Origin of the sequence: Microbacterium sp. NPDC091676, assembly GCF_044756645.1 — a bacterium.
Taxonomy (GTDB): Bacteria; Actinomycetota; Actinomycetes; order Actinomycetales; family Microbacteriaceae; genus Microbacterium; species Microbacterium paraoxydans_D.
In genome coordinates this window covers 106,320-124,347 of sequence record NZ_JBIVTI010000001.1, presented here as the reverse complement: position 1 = coordinate 124,347, position 18,028 = coordinate 106,320, and the positions used below count along the sequence as shown (strand labels likewise).

Annotated in this window: 17 protein-coding genes; 2 read left to right on the top strand and 15 right to left on the bottom strand. The window is 70.6% G+C overall.

Annotated features, from left to right (window positions below; translation table 11 throughout):
* Positions 1-9: 9 nt before the first annotated feature.
* The 14 genes from ACIQID_RS00715 to ACIQID_RS00650 all read right to left on the bottom strand — a co-directional run bounded on the left by ACIQID_RS00715 (position 10) and on the right by ACIQID_RS00650 (position 15,193).
* Positions 10-717 (bottom strand): YggS family pyridoxal phosphate-dependent enzyme, encoded by a 708-nt coding sequence (locus ACIQID_RS00715; RefSeq protein WP_400281106.1) that lies wholly within the window; start codon positions 715-717, stop codon positions 10-12.
* A complete protein-coding gene (gene ftsZ, locus ACIQID_RS00710) occupies positions 714-1,868 on the bottom strand; it encodes a cell division protein FtsZ (RefSeq protein ID WP_312672093.1) in 1,155 nt (384 codons plus the stop codon). The genes ACIQID_RS00715 and ftsZ overlap by 4 nt, the downstream gene beginning before the upstream one ends.
* A 162-nt stretch (positions 1,869-2,030) precedes the next feature.
* Positions 2,031-2,951 carry an FtsQ-type POTRA domain-containing protein gene (locus ACIQID_RS00705; protein ID WP_400281103.1) on the bottom strand — a complete coding sequence of 307 codons (921 nt, stop codon included), beginning with the start codon at positions 2,949-2,951 and terminating at the stop codon, positions 2,031-2,033.
* Between the two features lie 3 nt (positions 2,952-2,954).
* Entirely contained in the window at positions 2,955-4,355 is a 1,401-nt protein-coding gene (gene murC / locus ACIQID_RS00700; RefSeq protein ID WP_400281100.1) for a UDP-N-acetylmuramate--L-alanine ligase, read from the bottom strand.
* A 42-nt stretch (positions 4,356-4,397) separates the two neighbouring features.
* Positions 4,398-5,474, bottom strand: a complete 1,077-nt coding sequence (locus tag ACIQID_RS00695) for a UDP-N-acetylglucosamine--N-acetylmuramyl-(pentapeptide) pyrophosphoryl-undecaprenol N-acetylglucosamine transferase (RefSeq protein ID WP_312672087.1) — start codon at positions 5,472-5,474, stop codon at positions 4,398-4,400.
* Positions 5,471-6,676 (bottom strand): putative lipid II flippase FtsW, encoded by a 1,206-nt coding sequence (gene ftsW / locus ACIQID_RS00690; protein WP_136053013.1) that lies wholly within the window; start codon positions 6,674-6,676, stop codon positions 5,471-5,473. Before ftsW ends, ACIQID_RS00695 begins: the two co-directional genes overlap by 4 nt.
* Positions 6,645-8,180, bottom strand: coding sequence for a UDP-N-acetylmuramoyl-L-alanine--D-glutamate ligase (murD, locus tag ACIQID_RS00685; protein WP_400281095.1), 1,536 nt, complete (start codon positions 8,178-8,180; stop codon positions 6,645-6,647). Before murD ends, ftsW begins: the two co-directional genes overlap by 32 nt.
* Entirely contained in the window at positions 8,170-9,276 is a 1,107-nt protein-coding gene (gene mraY / locus ACIQID_RS00680) for a phospho-N-acetylmuramoyl-pentapeptide-transferase (protein WP_071329843.1), read from the bottom strand. Before mraY ends, murD begins: the two co-directional genes overlap by 11 nt.
* Entirely contained in the window at positions 9,273-10,685 is a 1,413-nt protein-coding gene (gene murF, locus ACIQID_RS00675; RefSeq protein WP_400281091.1) for a UDP-N-acetylmuramoyl-tripeptide--D-alanyl-D-alanine ligase, read from the bottom strand. The genes mraY and murF overlap by 4 nt, the downstream gene beginning before the upstream one ends.
* Before the next feature lie 27 nt (positions 10,686-10,712).
* Positions 10,713-12,482, bottom strand: coding sequence for a penicillin-binding protein 2 (locus ACIQID_RS00670; protein WP_331203067.1), 1,770 nt, complete (start codon positions 12,480-12,482; stop codon positions 10,713-10,715).
* Positions 12,483-12,507: 25 nt separating this feature from the next.
* On the bottom strand, positions 12,508-13,086 hold the full coding sequence (locus ACIQID_RS00665) for a hypothetical protein (RefSeq protein ID WP_400281087.1): 579 nt from the start codon (positions 13,084-13,086) through the stop codon (positions 12,508-12,510).
* The gene (gene rsmH / locus ACIQID_RS00660) at positions 13,083-14,021 is read right to left on the bottom strand and encodes a 16S rRNA (cytosine(1402)-N(4))-methyltransferase RsmH (RefSeq protein WP_312672078.1); all 939 of its coding nucleotides are present in this window, start codon (positions 14,019-14,021) and stop codon (positions 13,083-13,085) included. Before rsmH ends, ACIQID_RS00665 begins: the two co-directional genes overlap by 4 nt.
* Positions 14,022-14,124: 103 nt before the next feature.
* The gene (gene mraZ / locus ACIQID_RS00655) at positions 14,125-14,556 is read right to left on the bottom strand and encodes a division/cell wall cluster transcriptional repressor MraZ (protein WP_025105095.1); all 432 of its coding nucleotides are present in this window, start codon (positions 14,554-14,556) and stop codon (positions 14,125-14,127) included.
* Between the two features lie 262 nt (positions 14,557-14,818).
* Positions 14,819-15,193: a DUF3040 domain-containing protein gene (locus tag ACIQID_RS00650; protein ID WP_025105096.1), complete on the bottom strand. Its 375-nt coding sequence runs from the start codon at positions 15,191-15,193 to the stop codon at positions 14,819-14,821.
* A gap of 162 nt (positions 15,194-15,355) precedes the next feature.
* Here ACIQID_RS00650 and ACIQID_RS00645 point away from each other — a divergent pair, with 162 nt between their 5' ends.
* Positions 15,356-16,381, top strand: a complete 1,026-nt coding sequence (locus tag ACIQID_RS00645; RefSeq protein WP_400285591.1) for a polyprenyl synthetase family protein — start codon at positions 15,356-15,358, stop codon at positions 16,379-16,381.
* Positions 16,382-16,387: 6 nt separating this feature from the next.
* Here the strand turns inward: ACIQID_RS00645 and ACIQID_RS00640 are convergent, their stop codons facing one another.
* Positions 16,388-16,744, bottom strand: coding sequence for an Rv2175c family DNA-binding protein (locus ACIQID_RS00640; protein WP_331203070.1), 357 nt, complete (start codon positions 16,742-16,744; stop codon positions 16,388-16,390).
* Between the two features lie 130 nt (positions 16,745-16,874).
* Here ACIQID_RS00640 and ACIQID_RS00635 point away from each other — a divergent pair, with 130 nt between their 5' ends.
* Positions 16,875-18,011, top strand: a complete 1,137-nt coding sequence (locus tag ACIQID_RS00635; protein WP_400281081.1) for a LysM peptidoglycan-binding domain-containing protein — start codon at positions 16,875-16,877, stop codon at positions 18,009-18,011.
* Positions 18,012-18,028: the final 17 nt, after the last annotated feature.

The following is an 18,028-nucleotide window of genomic DNA, read 5'->3' as shown; positions in this document are numbered from 1 at the left end:
TGTCACAGGTTATCCCCGGGCGGGGCGCGGTCCCGTGATTGCGGAACCGATCCGCAGGTGTGTCGCGCCGGCGGCGATGGCCTCGGCGAAGTCGCCGGTCATCCCGGCGGAGATCCACGTCGCGTCGGGAGCGACGGCCCGCACGTCGGCGGCGATGTGGTGCAGACGGGCGAAGGCGCTCGCGGGATCCTCGTCGAGGGGCGCGACGGCCATCACACCCCGGAGCCGCAGCGAGGACAGACCGAGCACGTGCTCGGCCAGCGCCACCGCCGACGCCGGGGCCACGCCTCCCCTGCCCTCGTCATCGGTGAGGTTCACCTGCACGAGCACGTCGAGCACCTCGTCGGTCTCCGCTGCACGGTGCAGGGCGTCGGCGAAGCGGTCACGGTCCACCGAATGCACGACGCCAGCACTCCGCCTGATCGCCGCGGCCTTGTTCGTCTGCCCTTGGCCGATGAAATGCCACTCGAGGTCGAGGGCGGAGAGCTCGCCCGCCTTGGCGGTGAGCTCCTGCTGCCGGTTCTCCCCCACCGCGTGCACGCCGAGAGCGTGCAGATCGCGCACCAGGGAGGCGGGGTGGAACTTCGTGACGACGATCCGGGTGATCCCCTCGGGGGACCGCCCGGCGGCACGCGCGGCGTCGGCGATCTTCTCGTCGATCGCCGACAGCCGCGCGGCCAGGTCCGATGGCGCCGAGGCGCCGACCGGTGTCGTCACTTCAGGAATTCGGGGATGTCGATGTCGTCGTCGGCGAAGGCCGGCTCGATGCTCGTCGTCGGCGTGCGCGGTGCCGTCGGCGCCGGGGCGGGCTCGGGCGTGCTCTTCTCGGCGGCAGGCTCGGCGGTCTCCGACAGCGCCACCTCGGGAAGGGATGCGGTCGAGGGACGCGAGACGACCATCGGGTCCAGCCGCAGCGAGGGCTCGCCGCCGTCGAAGCCCGCGGCGATCACGGTCACCCGCACCTCGTCGCCGAGCGTGTCGTCGATGACCGTACCGAAGATGATGTTGGCCTCGGGGTGCGCGGCCTCCTTGACGAGGTCCGCTGCGTCGTGGATCTCGAAGATGCCGAGGTTCGAGCCACCCTGGATCGACAGCAGCACACCGTGCGCGCCTTCGATCGAGGCCTCGAGCAGCGGCGACTCGACGGCGAGCTCGGCCGCCTTGATCGCACGGTCGGCACCGCGGGCCGAGCCGATGCCCATCAGGGCGGATCCCGCTCCCTGCATGACCGACTTCACGTCGGCGAAGTCCAGGTTGATGAGACCGGGGGTCGTGATGAGGTCGGTGATACCCTGCACACCGGCGAGGAGGACCTGGTCGGCAGTGGCGAAGGCCTCGATCATCGAGATGCCGCGGTCGCTGATCTCGAGCAGACGGTCGTTCGGGACGACGATGAGGGTGTCGACCTCTTCCTTCAGCTTCGCGACGCCCGCCTCGGCCTGGCTCTGGCGGCGACGCCCCTCGAAGGAGAACGGCTTCGTGACGACACCGATGGTCAGCGCACCGATCGACTTCGCGATGCGGGCGACGACGGGAGCGCCACCCGTTCCGGTGCCACCGCCCTCTCCGGCGGTGACGAAGACCATGTCGGCGCCGGTCAGCGCCTGCTCGATCTCCTCCGCGTGGTCCTCTGCGGCGCGACGACCCACCTCGGGGTCGGCGCCGGCACCGAGGCCGCGGGTGAGCTCGCGGCCCACGTCCAGCTTGACGTCGGCGTCGCTCATGAGCAGCGCCTGGGCGTCGGTGTTGACGGCGATGAACTCGACTCCGCGGAGACCGAGCTCGATCATGCGGTTGACGGCGTTGACGCCGCCACCGCCGACGCCGACGACCTTGATCACGGCGAGGTAGTTCTGGTTCTGGCTCATGGCCGGCCTCCGATTAGTAGAGCCTGGAAGGGGGAACCTTAAACCTCAACTAGAGGTGTAAAGTATTTCCCGGTATTGCGTTCTCTCAGATCGAAGGTAAGCGCCGCCCGGCCGCGCGCGCGCAACGCCGTGGGCGTGTCGCGCCATTCCCGCGGAAAGCGGTCAGCCGACGACCGCGACGTCGGGCGAGGTCACGTCGATCGACGAGGCCGTGGGGTTCTTCACGAGCGCCGCGGAGAGCGCGAGCGCCTTCAGCGCCGAGTCCTCCTCGCTCCCCCACACCACCGTGAGGCCGGAGTCGAGGGTGAGGGTCACGTCGTCCGCCGTCGACGCGCGGACGCCGGTGAGGGCGCCGCGGATATCGGCAGGCAGCGCACGCACGACGAGCCCGGCGCTACGGAACGCCGACGAGTCCACGCCGCCTTCGACCTCCACGAGCGGCTGGCCCGCCGGCCGCTCCTCGGTCGTCGAGAGCGCGACGCCCGCGGCGTCCACGAGAGTGAAGCCGGCACCGGACTCGATCACGCCGATCGGCGTGCGCTCGACGATGCGGACCGTGAGGTCGTGCGGCGGTCGTGCCTCCAGCGCGTAGGTCTCGATGAGCGGGAAGGCCAGCAACGCGGCCTTGACCTCGCTGCTGTCCACCAGCGCGAGCGGCGTGCCCATCTGGTCCGCGAGGGCGCCCTCGATCACCGCCGGATCGATCGTGGTCGTTCCGGTGACCGTGATGCGTTCCACGGCGAAGAGCGGACTGTACGCCGCCGCGACGCTTCCCCCGATCAGCAGCACGATCGCGCCGACGATGCTCAGCCAGGTGATCCGGCGCCGCCGCGAGCGCTGGGTGAAGCGACGGATCTCCGCGCGGAGAGCCTTGCGCCGCGCCCGCGCCGCGCGCCAGACGTCCATCGAGGAGCTCGGGACGGCGGCCTCTCCCCGGTCCTCTCCCGCCGCAGCGGCGACGTCCTGCGCGCCCTCCTCCGCGGGCGACGGAGCGGCGCCGCGTCGGCGGAGGCTCCGCGCGGGTGCGACGTCCGTCTCCTCCGGTGCATCCGGGGCGCTCGGGAGCGGGGGCGGCCGGCGCATGGGCTACGCCCCGTCGGTCCGGCGCAGCGAGTCCAGCACCTGCGGGATGAGCTGGTAGACGTTGCCGCAGCCGAGGGTCACGACGAAGTCCCCGTCCTTCGCGACGGACGCCGTGTAGTCGGCCGCCTCCTGCCAGTCGGCGACGAAGTGCACGCGGGAGGGGTCGTGGAACGCGCCGCTCACCAGCTCGCCCGTGACACCCGGCACCGGGTCCTCCCTGGCACCGTAGACGTCGAGCATCACGGTGTGGTCGGCGAGCTCCTCCAGCACGTCCGCGAACTCCTGGTACATGTGCTGCGTCCGGGAGTACGTGTGCGGCTGCTGGATCGCGATCAGCCGGCCGGAACCCGCCAGGCTGCGCATGGCCTCCAACGCGGCGCGCACCTCGGTGGGGTGATGGGAGTAGTCGTCGTAGACCGTGACCCCGCGCTCCTCGCCGTGGCGCTCGAGACGACGGACGGTTCCCGCGAAGCCCTCGACGGCGCGCACGGCGTCGCGGAGCGGATGGCCGAGCGCGAGGAGGACGGCGACCGCCCCGGTCGCATTGATCGCGTTGTGCACGCCGGGGACGGCGAGCTGCATGCGCTCGGTCTCGCCGCCGTGTGCGACGACGGCGGCGACGGGGCCTGCCGTGACGATCTCGCTGACGCGGACGTCGGCCTCCTCGGCCTGTCCGAAGGTGAGGATGCGCGGGTGGGACAGCCCTGCCAGGACCCGGAGCGCGCCGGGGTCGTCGCTGGAGATGACGACCGCCTCCGACGCGGCATCCGCGAACCGCACGAAGGCGTCGTGGAAGGCTTCGTCGGAGCCGTAGTGGTCGAGGTGATCGGGGTCGACGTTCGTGATGAGCGCCACGGCCGTGTCGTAGAGGAGGAAGGTGCCGTCGGACTCGTCGGCCTCGATGACGAAGAGGTCGCCGCTCCCGGTCGCGCTGGACGTGCCGAGCTGCTCGATCACGCCGCCGTTGACGAAGTGCGGATCGGCGCCGAGGTCACGCAACGCGGTGACGATCATGCCCGTCGAGGTGGTCTTGCCGTGCGCGCCCGCCACCGAGACGAGGCGCCGCGTCCCGATCAGCCAGTGCAGCGCCTGGGACCGGTGGATGACGTGGAGACCCCGCTCCTTGGCGGTGACGAACTCCGGGTTCTCCGGCCAGATGGCGCCGGTGTGCACGACCGTGTCGGCGTCGCCGAGGTGGGCGGCATCATGACCGACGTGGACCGTCGCCCCCGCGGCGGCCAGCGCCCGCAGGTTGTCGCTGTCGGCGCGGTCGCTGCCGGAGACGCGGATGCCCGCGTCGAGGAACATCTTGGCGAGTCCGCTCATCCCGGATCCACCGATGCCGATGAAGTGCGCGGAGGTGATCGTCTCGGGGATGGGGAGGGAGAGGTCGGGTCTGATCATGTCCGCTTCAGTCTACTTTTCGTTCTCGTCCGGGCGGCGGCGTCACGCCGCACCGAGGGCACGATCGATCATCGCCACGACGTTCTCGGTCCCTGTCCGGGTGCCCGCGGTCTCCGCCGCCTCCGCCATGCGCCGGATGCGGTCCGGATCGCCGAGCAGCGGCACGACGATCCGCCGGACGGCGTCGCCGTCGAAGGTCGCGTCGTCGAGGAGCTGCGCGGCACCGGCGGCCACGGCCGATCCGGCGTTCAGACGCTGCTCCCCGTTGCCCACCGAGTACGGCACGTACAGCGCGGGGATGCCGAGCGCACTGATCTCGCTCACCGTCGCCGATCCCGAACGCGACACGATGAGGTCGGCCAGCGCGAACGCGAGATCCATGCGGTCGACGTACCGGCGGAGGGCGTAGCCGGGCACTCCAGGGTCGGCGAGGTCGCTGCGCTCCCCAGTGACGTGCAGCAGCTGCCAACCGGCGGCGAGGATGTCGCGCCAGGAGTCCGCGAGGGCGTCGTTCAGCCGCTGCGCCCCGAGCGAACCGCCGAAGACGAGCAGCACAGGACGATCGGCGTCGAGTCCGAAGTACTCCGCCGCCTCGGCGCGCCGTGCCGCCCGGTCGAGAGTGATGACCTCCCGCCGCAGCGGCATGCCGACCACCTCGCTCCCGCGGAGGGGCGTCCCGGCGAACGCCACGCCCACGCCCGCCGCTGCACGGGCGCCGAGCACATTCGCCAGCCCGGGCTTCGCATTGGCCTCGTGCACGACGAAGGGCACGCGCTCGCGACGCGCGGCGACGTAGGCGGGTGCGGAGGCGTACCCGCCGAAGCCCACCACGACGTCGATGCCGTGCTGCCGGATGTGCGCACGCACCTGGGCGATCGCCCGGCGGAACCGCGCGGGGAACGCGGCGGCCTGCGCGTTCGGGCGCCGCGGGAACGGCACCTTGTCGACGATGAGCAGCTCGTAGCCGCGCTCGGGGACGAGACGGGACTCCAGCCCCTCTGCGGTGCCGAGCACCAGGATCGTCGCCGTGGAGTCACGCTCACGCAACGCGTCGGCGACGGCGAGCAGCGGGTTGACATGGCCGGCGGTGCCACCGCCGGCGAGGAGGTACGAAGTCACCTCGCGACCCTACCCCGCTCGGCTGACTGCTTCTCGGCGACCGGGATGGTCCGCGCGAAAGCCAGCAGCACACCGCAGGCGATGAGCACGGCGAAGAGCGCCGTCCCGCCCTGGGACATGAAGGGAAGGGGCACACCCATCACCGGGAAGACCCCGATGACGACGCCGACGTTCAGCACGGCCTGACCCACGATCCACACCGTGATCCCGCCGGCCGCCACACGGATGAACGGGTCGGACGTCTTGCGGATCACGTGGAAGGCACCGACCGTGAAGAACGTGAAGAGGGCGAGCACGACGATGCAGCCGATCAGGCCCAGCTCCTCACCGACGATGGCGAAGATGAAGTCGTTCCCTGCCGCCGGGAGCCACCCGTACTTCTCCTGGGAGTTGCCGAGCCCGAGGCCGAAGATGCCGCCGGTGGCCATGCCCCAGATGCCGTGGATCGACTGGTAGCAGTCCGTGTAGTACAGCGCCATGTCGTCGCACGTCGCGGTGATGCGGCGCATACGGTCCTCGCTGGAGAGCGCGTAGGCGAGCACCGCGACCACGCCGAGGATCATCGGGATGATGAAGAGGCGCAGCTTCACGCCGGAGAAGAAGAGGCAGCCGAGGAGGATGAGGACCATCACCATCGCCGTGCCGAGGTCCTTGCCCGCGAGCACCGTGCCGATCGCCAGCGCGCCGACGGGGATGACGGGGATGAAGACGTGATGCCAGGTTCCGAGCATGGTCTGCTTGCGCAGCAGGACGGCGGCGATCCACAGCGCGAGTGCCAGCTTGAGGAACTCGGACGGCTGCATCTGGAAGCCCGCCACCTGGATCCAGTTCCGGTTCCCGCCGTCGGCGATGCCGAGCGGCGTGAACACGAGCAGCTGGAGGGCCACCGCGCCGAACAGCGCCGGCCACGCCATGCGCTTGAGGAACGCCACGGGGAAGCGGCTGATGAGAAACATCATCGGGATGCCGAGCAGGGCGAAGACACCCTGCCGGAGGGCGCCGTCCAGAGGGTTCTGCGCGTTGGCCACCGCTGTCGCGCTCGTCGCCGACAGCACCATCACGAGACCGAAGATCGTCAGGAGCAGGGCGGTCGACGCGATCAGCAGGAACTCGGTGGACACCGGCGTGAACCGGCGTCCGAGCGAGACCCGCGCCGCGAGGCCTCCCGACTCAGACCGCGGAGGGCGAGCCACCTGCGTCATCGGCGCTCCCCCGATCGATCCATTCCCGCACCGCCTCGGCGAAGCGGTGGCCGCGATCCGCATAGCTGGAGAACTGGTCGAAGGACGCGGCGGCGGGAGCGAGGAGCACGGTGCCCTCCCCGTCGACGATCCCCGCCGCGATCTCCACGACGCGGTTCATGACCTGTCCAGTGTCACCAGCTTCGACCTCGAAGACCGGCACCGTCGGCGCGTGTCGCTCGAATGCCGCGACGACCGCCGCGCGGTCCACTCCGATGACGACCGCCGCGCGTGCGGTCGCGCCCGCGTCCGCGACGAGATCGCCGATGTCGACGCCCTTGAGATCGCCGCCCACGACCCACACCGCTCCGGGATACGCGCGCAGCGACGACGCGGCCGCGTGCGGGTTCGTCGCCTTGGAGTCGTCGACCCAGGTGATGCCGGCGTGGCGCGCGACGACCTCGATGCGGTGCGCGTCCAGCCGGAAGCTCTGCAGCGCCCCGTGGATGGCCTCGGGCTCGACCCCGAGAGAGCGGGCGAGAGCACTGGCGGCGAGGATGTTCTGCACGATGTGCGGGGCCGACAGGCCTGCGGCCTCCAGGTCGGCGACCGTCGTCAGCTCCAGGGCGCTGCGCGCGCGGTCGTCGAGGAAGGCCCGATCGACGAGCAGCCCCTCCACGACGCCGAGGTCGCTCGGCCCGGGGATGCCGAGGTCGAAGCCGATGGCACGAGCACCCTCGACGACCTCGGCCTCCTCCACCATCCGGCGCGTGGCCTCGTCGGCCTTGTTGTAGACGCAGGCGACGCGGGTGTTCCGATAGACCAGGGCCTTCGCGTCCCGGTAAGCCTGGGCGCTGCCGTGCCAGACCAGATGATCGTCGGCGAGGTTCAGGCAGACCGCGGCGTGCGGGAAGAGCTCCCCCTCCGGGCGCGACAGGCCGAGATACCAGAGCTGGTGGCTGGAGAGTTCGACGACGAGCACGTCGAATCCGGCGGGGTCCCGTACCGCGTCGAGCACGGGGACGCCGATGTTGCCGCACGGTGCGGCCCGGAGCCCGCCGGCGACGAGCAGCGTCGCCGTGAGCTGGGTCGTGGTCGTCTTGCCGTTGGTGCCGGTGATGAGCACCCAGTCCGCCGGCGTGCCGTCCGCGCGGAGGACCTTGTCGCGCACCCGCCAGGCGAGCTCGACGTCACCCCACAGGGCGATGCCCTCGTCCTGGACCCAGCGGATGACCGGGTGCGCCGGAGCGAACCCCGGGGACGCGATGACGACCTCGGGCGCGAACGCCGTCAGCGCCTCGGGCACGGCGTCGAGCGGTCCGAGCTCCAGCCGTGCGCCGATGACGGGCAGGAGGCGGGCGTACTCCTCTTCCGCGGACTCGCTCAGCACGAGGACGTCGGCGCCGAGCTCGGCGAGGGTGTCGGCCACGGAGAAGCCGGTCATGGAGAGCCCGAGGACGGCGACGCGCAGGCCGCGCCAGTCGGCATGCCAGCTCGTCAGCCCGGCGAGGCGCTCAGCCGACACGGGTCAGCCACTCCACGTAGAACAGTCCGACGGCGGACACCGCGAGCAGCCCCGCGATGATCCACATCCGCACCACGATCGTGACCTCCGACCATCCCCGCATCTCGAGGTGGTGGTGGAACGGACTCATGAGGAAGAGCCGCTTGCCGCGGGTGATCTTGAAGTAGGCGCGCTGGAGGATCACGGATCCGGAGGCGAGCACGAAGACGCCCGCGATGATGAGGAGCAGCAGCTCCGTCCTGGTCATGATCGCCATCGCGGTGATGACGCCGCCGATGGCCATCGAGCCCACGTCGCCCATGAAGACCTTCGCCTTCGGGGCGTTCCACCACAGGAAGCCGATGAGGCTGGCGGCGAAGGAGGCCGAGATGATGGCGAGGTTGAACGGGTCGCGCACCTCGTAGCAGCCGCCGAGGGAACCGGGGTCTCCGCCGATGCAGGGCTGCTTGAACTGCCAGAACGCGATGAGGCTGTACGCACCGACGACGATCACGCCCGCCCCGGCGGCGAGGCCGTCGAGGCCGTCGGTGAGGTTGACGCTGTTGGAGGTCGCGACCCCGATGATCGAGATCCAGGCGAGGTAGAGGATCCAGCCGAGGATGACGCCGAACGCGAAGAGGTTCAGCCAGGTGATGTCCCGGAAGAGGGAGATGGACGCGCTGGCCGGCGTCTGTCCCCACTTGTTCGGGAAGTTCAGCGCCACGATGCCGAAGGGGATCACGACGATGAGCTGACCGATCACCTTGCGCCACCCCGACAGCCCGAGGCTGCGCTGGCTGCGCACCTTCATGTAGTCGTCGATGAACCCGACCACGCCGAAGCCGACCATGAGCCAGATGACGAGGATCGCGGACAGCGCCGGGGTCTCCCCGCTGACGAGGACGCCGGTGAAGTACCCCACGATCGAGCCGAGGATGAAGATGACCCCGCCCATCGTGGGCGTGCCGCGCTTGGCCTCGTGACTCGGGTTGCCCGCGGCCTCCGGGGTGCGGATGACCTGCCCCCAGCCCCACTTCCGGAAGAGCCGGAGGAAGACGGGAGTCAGGAAGAGAGTGAAGGCGAGCGAGATGGCCGCCGCCATGATGAGGGACCTCACGAGAACAATTCTCCCAGACGATCGCCGAGATGCCGGAGGCCCACGGAATTGGACGACTTCACGAGGACGCGGTCGCCGTCGCGCAGCTCGGTGCGGAGGTACTCGAACGCGGCGTCCTGGTCCGGCAGATGCACGGCCTCGCTGTCCCACGACCCCTCGCCGACGGCGGCGAGGTAGAGCCGACGGGCCTCAGGGCCGACGACGACGATGCGCCGGATGTTGAGGCGCACGGCGAGCAGACCGATGCGGTCGTGCTCCTCCCCTGCGCTCTCGCCGAGCTCGCTCATGGCGCCGAGCACGGCGACAGTGCGCTCGTCCGGTCCGGTGATCTGCGCGAGCGTCCGCAGCGCGGCCGCCATCGAATCGGGGCTGGCGTTGTACGCGTCGTTGATGATGCGGACGCGGTCGTTGCCCAGCGGCTGCATACGCCAGCGCTCGGCGATCTCCACGGTCTCTAACCGGGACACGGCCTCCGACGGGGCCACGCCGAGCTCCACGGCGGCGGTGATCGCGGCGAGGGCGTTCGTGACGTGGTGGGCCCCGAGGACGCGCAGCCGCAGCGGCAGCTCCTCTCCCGCGGCCTCGATCACGCACTGCGTGCCGGAGGCCGACACCTCGATGTCCCGCGCGTGCACGGCGGCCGCGGCGGACTGGCCGAAGCCGACGACCCGGAGGCCTCGGCCCTCCGCCAGCTCCCGCATCGCCCAGACGCGGGGGTCGTCGGCGTTGAGCACGGCGGTGCCGGGCACGCGGGCCGCGGCGACGAGTTCGGACTTGGCCTTCGCGGTGGCCTCGATGCCGCCGAAGCCCCCGGCATGCGCCATCCCGACCATGAGCACCACGACGAGGTCGGGCTCGACGAGGCCGGCGAGCCGCGCGATGCTGCCCGGGGCGGCGGCGCCGAACTCGCTCACGAGGAAGCGGGTGTCGTGCGTCACGCGGAGCATCGTCACCGGGGCCCCGACCTCGTTGTTGAAGGACTTCACCGGGGCGACGGTCTCGCCCTCGTCCTCGAGGATGCGGGCGAGGAAGTTCTTGGTCGTCGTCTTGCCGTTGGAGCCGGTGATGCCGACGATGCGCAGGTTCCCGCCGGCCCGCACGCGCGCCACGACCTCGCGGGCGAGCTCGCCGAGCGCCGCGACGGCATCGGGTACGACGATCTGCGAGACATCGACGTCGACCGGGTGCTCGACGATCGCCAGCACGGCACCAGCTTCGACCGCGGCACCGACGAAGCGGTGCCCGTCCGTCTCGGCTCCGGGCTTGGCGACGAAGATCGACCCCGCCTCCATGGTGCGGGAATCGGTGTCGACGATGCCGTCGACCACCGTCTCCGGCGTGTGCTCTCCGGCCACGCGCAGTTCACCACCGATGGCGGCGGTGATCTCAGCGAGCGTCAGGGCGATCATGTCATCTCCATGCGCGGCTCTCGCCGGCTATCCGAACTTGGGGAGGAGCGCGTCCATCGGGACAGAGGACGGCATCACGCGATAGGTCTTCATCACCTGCGTCATCGCCTTCTGGAAGGCGGAAGCGGTGGCCGCGGACGATACAACCTTAGTCGGCTCGTCGAGGGTCACCACGACGACGTACTGGGGGTCGTCGACGGGAGCGAAGCCCACCATGCTGGTGTAGTAGACGCCCGCCTTGTACCCGCCCTTGCCGTCGGACACCTGTGCGGTACCGGTCTTGCTGGTCACGCGATAGCCGGGCACCTGGATGCGATCCGCGTTCCCGCCCTGCACGGCCACGTTCTCCAGCATCCGGGTCAGGTCTGCCGCCGTCTGCTCCTTCACGATCTGCTCGTGCTTCGGCTTCGGGGTCTCCGTGACGGTCCCGTCGGGTGCGGTGCAGGACTCGACCATCGACAGGTCGATCTTCTCCCCGCCGTTGGCGATGGCCTGGTAGGCGCCGGCGAGCTGGGGGGCCGTCACCGTGAAGTACTGGCCGAACGTCGTCGTGTAGAGCGACTGGCTGTCCCAGTCGCTCACCGGGTGGAGGATGCCGCCCACCTCGGAGGGGAAGTCCAGCGTCTTCTGACCGACGCCGAAGCGCTGCAGGTAGTCGTAGCGGACCTCGGGGGCGACCATCGTGCCGAACTTCGACAGCGCGGTGTTGGACGAGTCGATCAGTCCGCCGGCCAGCGTGTAGTTGTACGCGGGGTGGCTGAACGCGTCGTTGACCACGGCACCGTTGGGGAAGGTCTCCCGCGACGACGCGGTGACCGTGCTGAGTGGAGTGAGGCCGGCACCCTCCATGGCCGCGGCCGCGGTGATCGCCTTGAAGGTGGAGCCCGGCTCGAAGTCGCGGTGGAAGATCTGGCTGTACCGCGTCTCCGGCGTGGAGGAGTCCAGGTCGTTCGGGTCCATGGCCGGCCACTCGGCGGCGGCGCGGATCTTCCCGGTGCCCACCTCGACGACCGTCACGGTCCCGCCCTTGGCGCCCTGCTTCTGGGCCTCTTCGCCGACCATCTGCTGGAGGTACCACTGCAGGTCGCTGTTGATCGTGAGCTGGACCGTGCCGCCGTTCACGGCGTCGGTGACGGACTCGCTGCCCGGGATCACGACCCCGTCCTTGCCCTTGCGGTACGTCTTCTCGCCGTCCACGGGTGCGAGGCAGGACTGCTCGAGCTGCTCGATGCCCGCCTTGGCCTCCCCCGTGTTGTCGAGGAAGCCGAGGACGTTGCCGGCGACGGCGCCGTTCGGATAGACCCGGGTCTCCCGAGGCTTCAGCGCCAGGTAGGACCCGAGGCCCAGGTCGCGGAGCTCGATGTACTGCTCGGTGTTCAACCCGGTCTTCAGCGGCGCGTACTGGCTGTTCGGGTTCTCGGCCAGGGCGTCGGAGACCCGCTTGCGGATCTCGTCGCCCGGCACCCCCGTGATCGCCGCGATCTTCTCGGACGCCTCGGCCCACGGCAGCGCCGGGTCCTTCTCCTCCGTGAGCCTGATGACCTGCGGGCTGAGCTGGGCGTCGTAGACCATGACGCTCGACGCGAGGACCGTGCCCTGCGCATCGACGATGGAGCCCCGCTGGCCGGGGATCGTCGACCCGTCCCCGATGTGCTCGAGGGACTGGCTGACGTGCTCGTCGGCGCTCACGACCTGGATGTCGATGAGGCGGACGACGAACGCCACCAGCACCGAGAGGATGACCGCCAGTGCGACGACGGTGCGTCGCCGCGGTCCGCGCGTGGCTCGAGTCGTCATGGGATCTCTCCGTCGATCGGGATGGTCAGTGGGTCGTGGGGCTGGGGAGGCCGTCGGTGAGGGCGGGCGGCAGATCCGTCGCGGGCGGCGTGCCCCCTGTCGACTCATCCGCCGTCTGTTCCGCCGCGGGCGTCTCCTCGGTGACGAGGACGTTGCCGACGGCAGCCGGTCCGTGGGGGTCGACCGTCGAGACCCCCTCCGCGCCGGCACCGGCGCCGAACACCGCGCCGTCACTGAGGCGCAGGTAGGAGGGTGCTCCCGCGACGACCATGCCGAGGTCGGCCGCACTGCCGGCGAGCACCTGCGGAGAGCTCAGCCCCGTGAGCTCCTCCTTCAGCGCATCCGTGCGGAGGTCCAGCTCGCGCTGCTGGGAGGTCAACCCGGCGAGGGTGAACGAGTCCTGCGTGATGGCCAGGGAGAGCCCGACCTGCGCCGCACCGATCGCCAGGGCACCGCCGAGGGCGACGAGGGCGTAGGCGAGCTTCGGTTTCCGCCGCCGCGAGGGTGCCGGCGTCGTGACCGGCTGGAGGCGACGCCCCGGCGCTCTCTCCGGGGCGGCCGGCTGCAGCGGCAGGGTCGGCTTGCGGACTGCGTTCATGCTCATGCGCTCTCCCGCACCTTCTCGGCGGCGCGCAGGCGCACCGGTATCGCACGCGGGTTGCGTGCGCGTTCTTCGTCGTCGGCGAGTTCCGCCCCCTTGGTCAGGACGCGGAAGCGGGGGGCGTGCTCCGGCAGCTCGACCGGGAGTCCGGCGGGCGCCGTCGAGGAGGATGCGGCGGCGAAGGCCTGCTTGACCAGCCGGTCCTCGAGGGACTGGTACGACATCACCACGATGCGTCCGCCGACGGCGAGGGCGTCCATCGCGGAGGGGATGGCGTCCGCGAGCACGTTCAGCTCCGCGTTGACCTCGATGCGCAGTGCCTGGAACACGCGCTTCGCGGGGTGCCCCGCGCGCTGCGCCGCGGCGGGCGTCGCCGCGACGAGGATGTCGACGAGCTCCCCGGACCGGGTGATCGGCTGCTTCTGGCGGGCGTCGATGATGAAGCGCGCATACCGAGCCGCCAGCTTCTCCTCGCCGTACCGCTCGAAGATGCGGCGCAGGTTCCCCTCGCTGTACGTCGCGATGACGTCGGCGGCCGTGACCCCCTTCGTCTGGTCCATCCGCATGTCCAGCGGAGCGTCCTTGGAGTACGCGAAGCCGCGTTCGGCCTCGTCCAGCTGCAGCGACGAGACGCCGAGGTCGAAGAGGATCCCGGCGGCGCCCTGGGCGTGCAGCCCGATCTCGTCGTAGACGGTGTGGACGAGCGTGATCCGATCCCGGAACCGGGCGAGCCGCTCCCCCGCGATCTTCAGCGCGTCGGTATCCCGGTCCAGCCCGATGAGGCGGATGCCGGGGAAGCGCTCGAGCAGCGCCTCGGAATGGCCGCCCATGCCGAGGGTGGCATCGACGAGCACGGCGCCGTCCTCCTGGAGGGCCGGTGCGAGGAGCTCGACGCAGCGGTCGAGCAGGACAGGGGTGTGGATGTCGCGGAGGCTCATGATCTCTCTCGGGTCCGACCTTCGGCTCTGATCCCCCTCCGCTTCTCGACCCGGCACCGGGGAAGTGTGTCGGGGCGGGAGCGGCGGGGCATCACAGCCGTGGTCAGAACAGTCCGGGAATCACCTCCTGCTCCAGTTCGGCGTAGGACTCCTCGCCGGCGGCGAGGTAGGCGTTCCAGCTCTCCGCATCCCAGATCTCGGCGTGGGCGCCGACTCCGGTCACGATGAGCTCCTTCTGAAGACCCGCGTACTGACGCAGGTGGGCGGGGATGGTGATGCGGTTCTGGCTGTCGGGCATCTCCGCACTGGCACCGGAGAGGAACATGCGCATGAAGTCACGCGCCTGCTTGTTGGCGAGCGGAGCCTGACGGATCCGCTCGTGCATCGCCTCGAACTCGGCCGTGCTGAAGACGTAGAGGCACCGCTCCTGACCCCGGGTGACGACGATGCCGCCGCCCAGGTCCTCGCGGAACTTCGCGGGAAGGATGACCCGTCCCTTGTCGTCCAGCTTCGGTGAGTGCGTGCCCAGCAGCATCGGCCATCACCCCCTCTCCGTCCGGCCAACTCGAGGTGCGCCCCACTTTACTCCACTTTCCTCCACATTCCTACGGCGAATCCAGAGTATCGCGCGTCGGGTCCCGGCCAGCACGACCGCGACCCGCGTGATTTCGCGGTGGAGGAAGGTGGAGGGTCAGTGGAGGGCCAGTGGAGGGCTCAGGAGGCGACGACGCGTCGCAGACACGAAAAAGCCCGGATGCTCAGCATCCGGGCTTCGTGGTGGAGGAGAAGGGAGGGGGTCAGTGACCGTCCTGGCGCCGATCCCACCGATCGTTCATGCGATCCATGAAGGAGGAGGAGTCCTGCCGCTTCGGGGCGGTGCGCGTACGGGTCTCGGCCGGACCGCTGCGCCGGACCGGGGTGACGGCCAGCATCACTCCGCCGAGCATGGCCGCGAATCCGATGACGCCGACCACGATGCCCCAGACGTCGCCGAGGATGACACCCACGACCAGCCCGCCGATGCCGGCGAGCAGCAGGAGGGCCCCGTAGACGAGGTTGCGATAGCTGAGCGTGCGATCACCCGACGGCGCGCTCACGACGTCGGCGTCGTTGTGCAGGAGATGGCGTTCCATCTCGTCGAGCAGACGTTGCTCCTGTTCGGAGAGTGGCATCTCATCCCCCTCGGGTATCGTGCCCTCCAGTCTACGCGCGAGCAGCGTCCGGGGCTAGCGGTTCCCGCCTCTCATCCTTTACGTATGCTGGGAGTCGTGCCGTCCCCCTCCCCCTCCGTCGCCGAGGCCGTAGCCGCGCGGCTGGACCTCTTCCTCGACCGCATGCGAGCCGAGTCGGCCGAGTACGGCGAGGACGCCGCCGCCTTCCTCGATGCGGCCGCCGACACCCTCTCCGGCGGCAAGCGGCTGCGTGCCCGCTTCTGCCACGCCGGGTGGCGCGCGGTCGCCCGGTTCCGCGACCGTCACGCGCTCGAGGACGACCGCCTGTGGGACACGTGCGCGGCCCTCGAGATCTTCCAGTCCGCGGCGCTGGTCCACGACGACCTGATCGACAACTCGGACACGCGTCGAGGACGCCCCGCCGCCCACCGCGCGCTCGAGTCCTCGCACCGCGCCGCCGGATGGTGGGGGGACGCCGCGGCCTTCGGTCGCGCCGGAGCCGTGCTGCTCGGCGATCTCCTCGTGGCCTGGAGCGACGACCTCCTGGAGTCCGCGCTGGACGGGCACGCCGAGGCGGGGACGGTGCGGGCGGAGTACGCCCGGATGCGCCGTGACGTCACGACCGGCCAGTTCCTCGACATCGCCGAGGAGTCGGCGTGGAGCGTCAGCGACGACCGCGCGCACGCCGAGCGGGCTCTCCGCGTCGCCTCGCTGAAATCGGCGCGTTACAGCATCGAGCAACCGCTGATCCTCGGCGCGAGCCTCGCCGGCGCCGATGCCGAGCAGATGCGGGCGCTCCGCCGCTTCGGGCATCCGCTCGGTCTCGCCTTCCAGCTGCGCGACGATGTGCTCGGCGTGTTCGGCGACGCCGCCGTCACCGGGAAGCCCGCGGGCGACGACCTGCGGGAGGGCAAGCGGACCGTACTCATCGCCCTCACCAGGGAGAGCCTCGACGTCCCCGCCCGCCGGGTGCTCGACGAGATGCTCGGAGATCCCGAGCTGTCGGCGTCCCAGGTCTCGTTCCTGCAGGAGACCATCGCCGGGACCGGGGCGCTGGATCGCGTCGAGACGATGATCGCCGAGTACGCCAGGGAAGCCGACCGCGCTCTGTCCGGCGCGCACCTCGACGACGCGGCGGTCGGCGAGCTGCGCGACCTCGCCAGGGCCGCGACCGTGCGCTCCTCCTGAGAGCGCTCAGGCGAGCGTGCGCGCGAGCCGGCGCACCTCGCTCTTGTGTCCCGCGAGGAGGGAGGCGATCGGCGAACGCCCGAGGGTCTCGTCCTCGGCGAGCAGCCAGTCGATCAGCTCGTCGTCAGAGAACCCGGCGTCCTGCAGCACGATGATCGTTCCGCGCAGCGAGCTCAGCGGCTCGCCGTCCACGATGAACACCGACGGGACCGCGAAGACACCGCTGCGGCGCGAGCCGACGAGGTAGTGCTCGTCGATCAGGCGACGCACGCGACCCAGCGGCTCGCCGAGGACCTCGACGAGGTCGGGCATGGTCAGCCACTCGAGAGCGGAGTCAGGGGTTGCAGCGACGTTCTCAGACACGTTGCCACTATCTCACCTCCGTGGCTCGGTCGCATGTTCGTCACTTCCGTCTCACCAGTCACACCCGTCACTTCTGTTGACATCTCTATACATCCGTGTCAGCGTGAAGTGCTCGAAAAGGGGGCCCGACGTGATCCTGCAGACAGCCGTGGCCGGCGCTCTCGCCGCCACCCTGACGGCGACACCCGCCGCCGCACCCGCACCACCGCTCGCACCGCACGAACGCCAGCGCGTCGCTCCGGCGCGCGTCGTCCCCACGCAGGATGTGCCGCCAGGGCACGTCGTGCAGCCCGGAGACTCGGTCGCCGGTGTCGCCGGTCGCTACGGACTCCGCACCGCAGACGTGCTCAGCTGGAACGGGCTCTCGATGCGCTCCGTGATCTACCCCGGACAGACGCTCTCCCTGCGGGCACCGGCGTCGGCTCCGGCCCCGGCAGCGACGCCTGCCCCGGCCGCGGAGAAGACGCACGTCGTCGCGGCCGGCGACACGGTGTTCGCCATCGCGCGGACGTACGGGACCTCGGTGAGCGCGATCCTCGCCGCCAACGGTCTGCCCCAGGGCGCGATCATCTACCCGGGCCAGAAGCTCGTCGTCTCCGCGGGCGCACCCGCCGCCCCCGCGGCCGCGCCGGCCGCCGCGCCGTCGACGCCCGCCCCCGCGCCGGCCGCCGCCACGCACACCGTGGCCGCCGGTGAGACGCTGTTCTCGATCGCCCAGAAGTACGGCACCACGATGCAGTCCCTCTTCGCCTGGAACGGTCTCGAAGCCTCCTCGATCATCTATCCCGGTCAGAAGCTCGCCGTCCAGGCGGCTCCGGCGCCGGCGCCCGCCGCCGCCCCGAGCGGCCAGCGCACCGCCGCTTTGAATGCGGAGCAGGCGGCCAACGCGTCCCTCATCATCCGCGTCGGCCGTGAGCTGGGCGCCTCCGACCGCGCGATCGCCACCGCTCTCGCGACGGGAATGGTGGAGTCGGGTCTGCGGAACCTCGACTGGGGAGACCGCGATTCGCTCGGGCTGTTCCAGCAGCGCCCCAGCACGGGCTGGGGCACCCCGGAGCAGATCATGGATGCGGAACGGAGCACGCGGGTCTTCTACGGCGGAACCGGCGATCCCAACGGCGAGGTCACCCGCGGTCTGTTCGACATCCCCGGGTGGGAGTCGCTGTCCTTCACCGACGCGGCGCAGGCCGTGCAGATCTCCGCCTACCCCGAGCGCTACGGGCAGTGGGAGACGCAGGCGTACGCGTGGCTCGCCCAGCACGGGTGACGCATCCGGAAATCCGG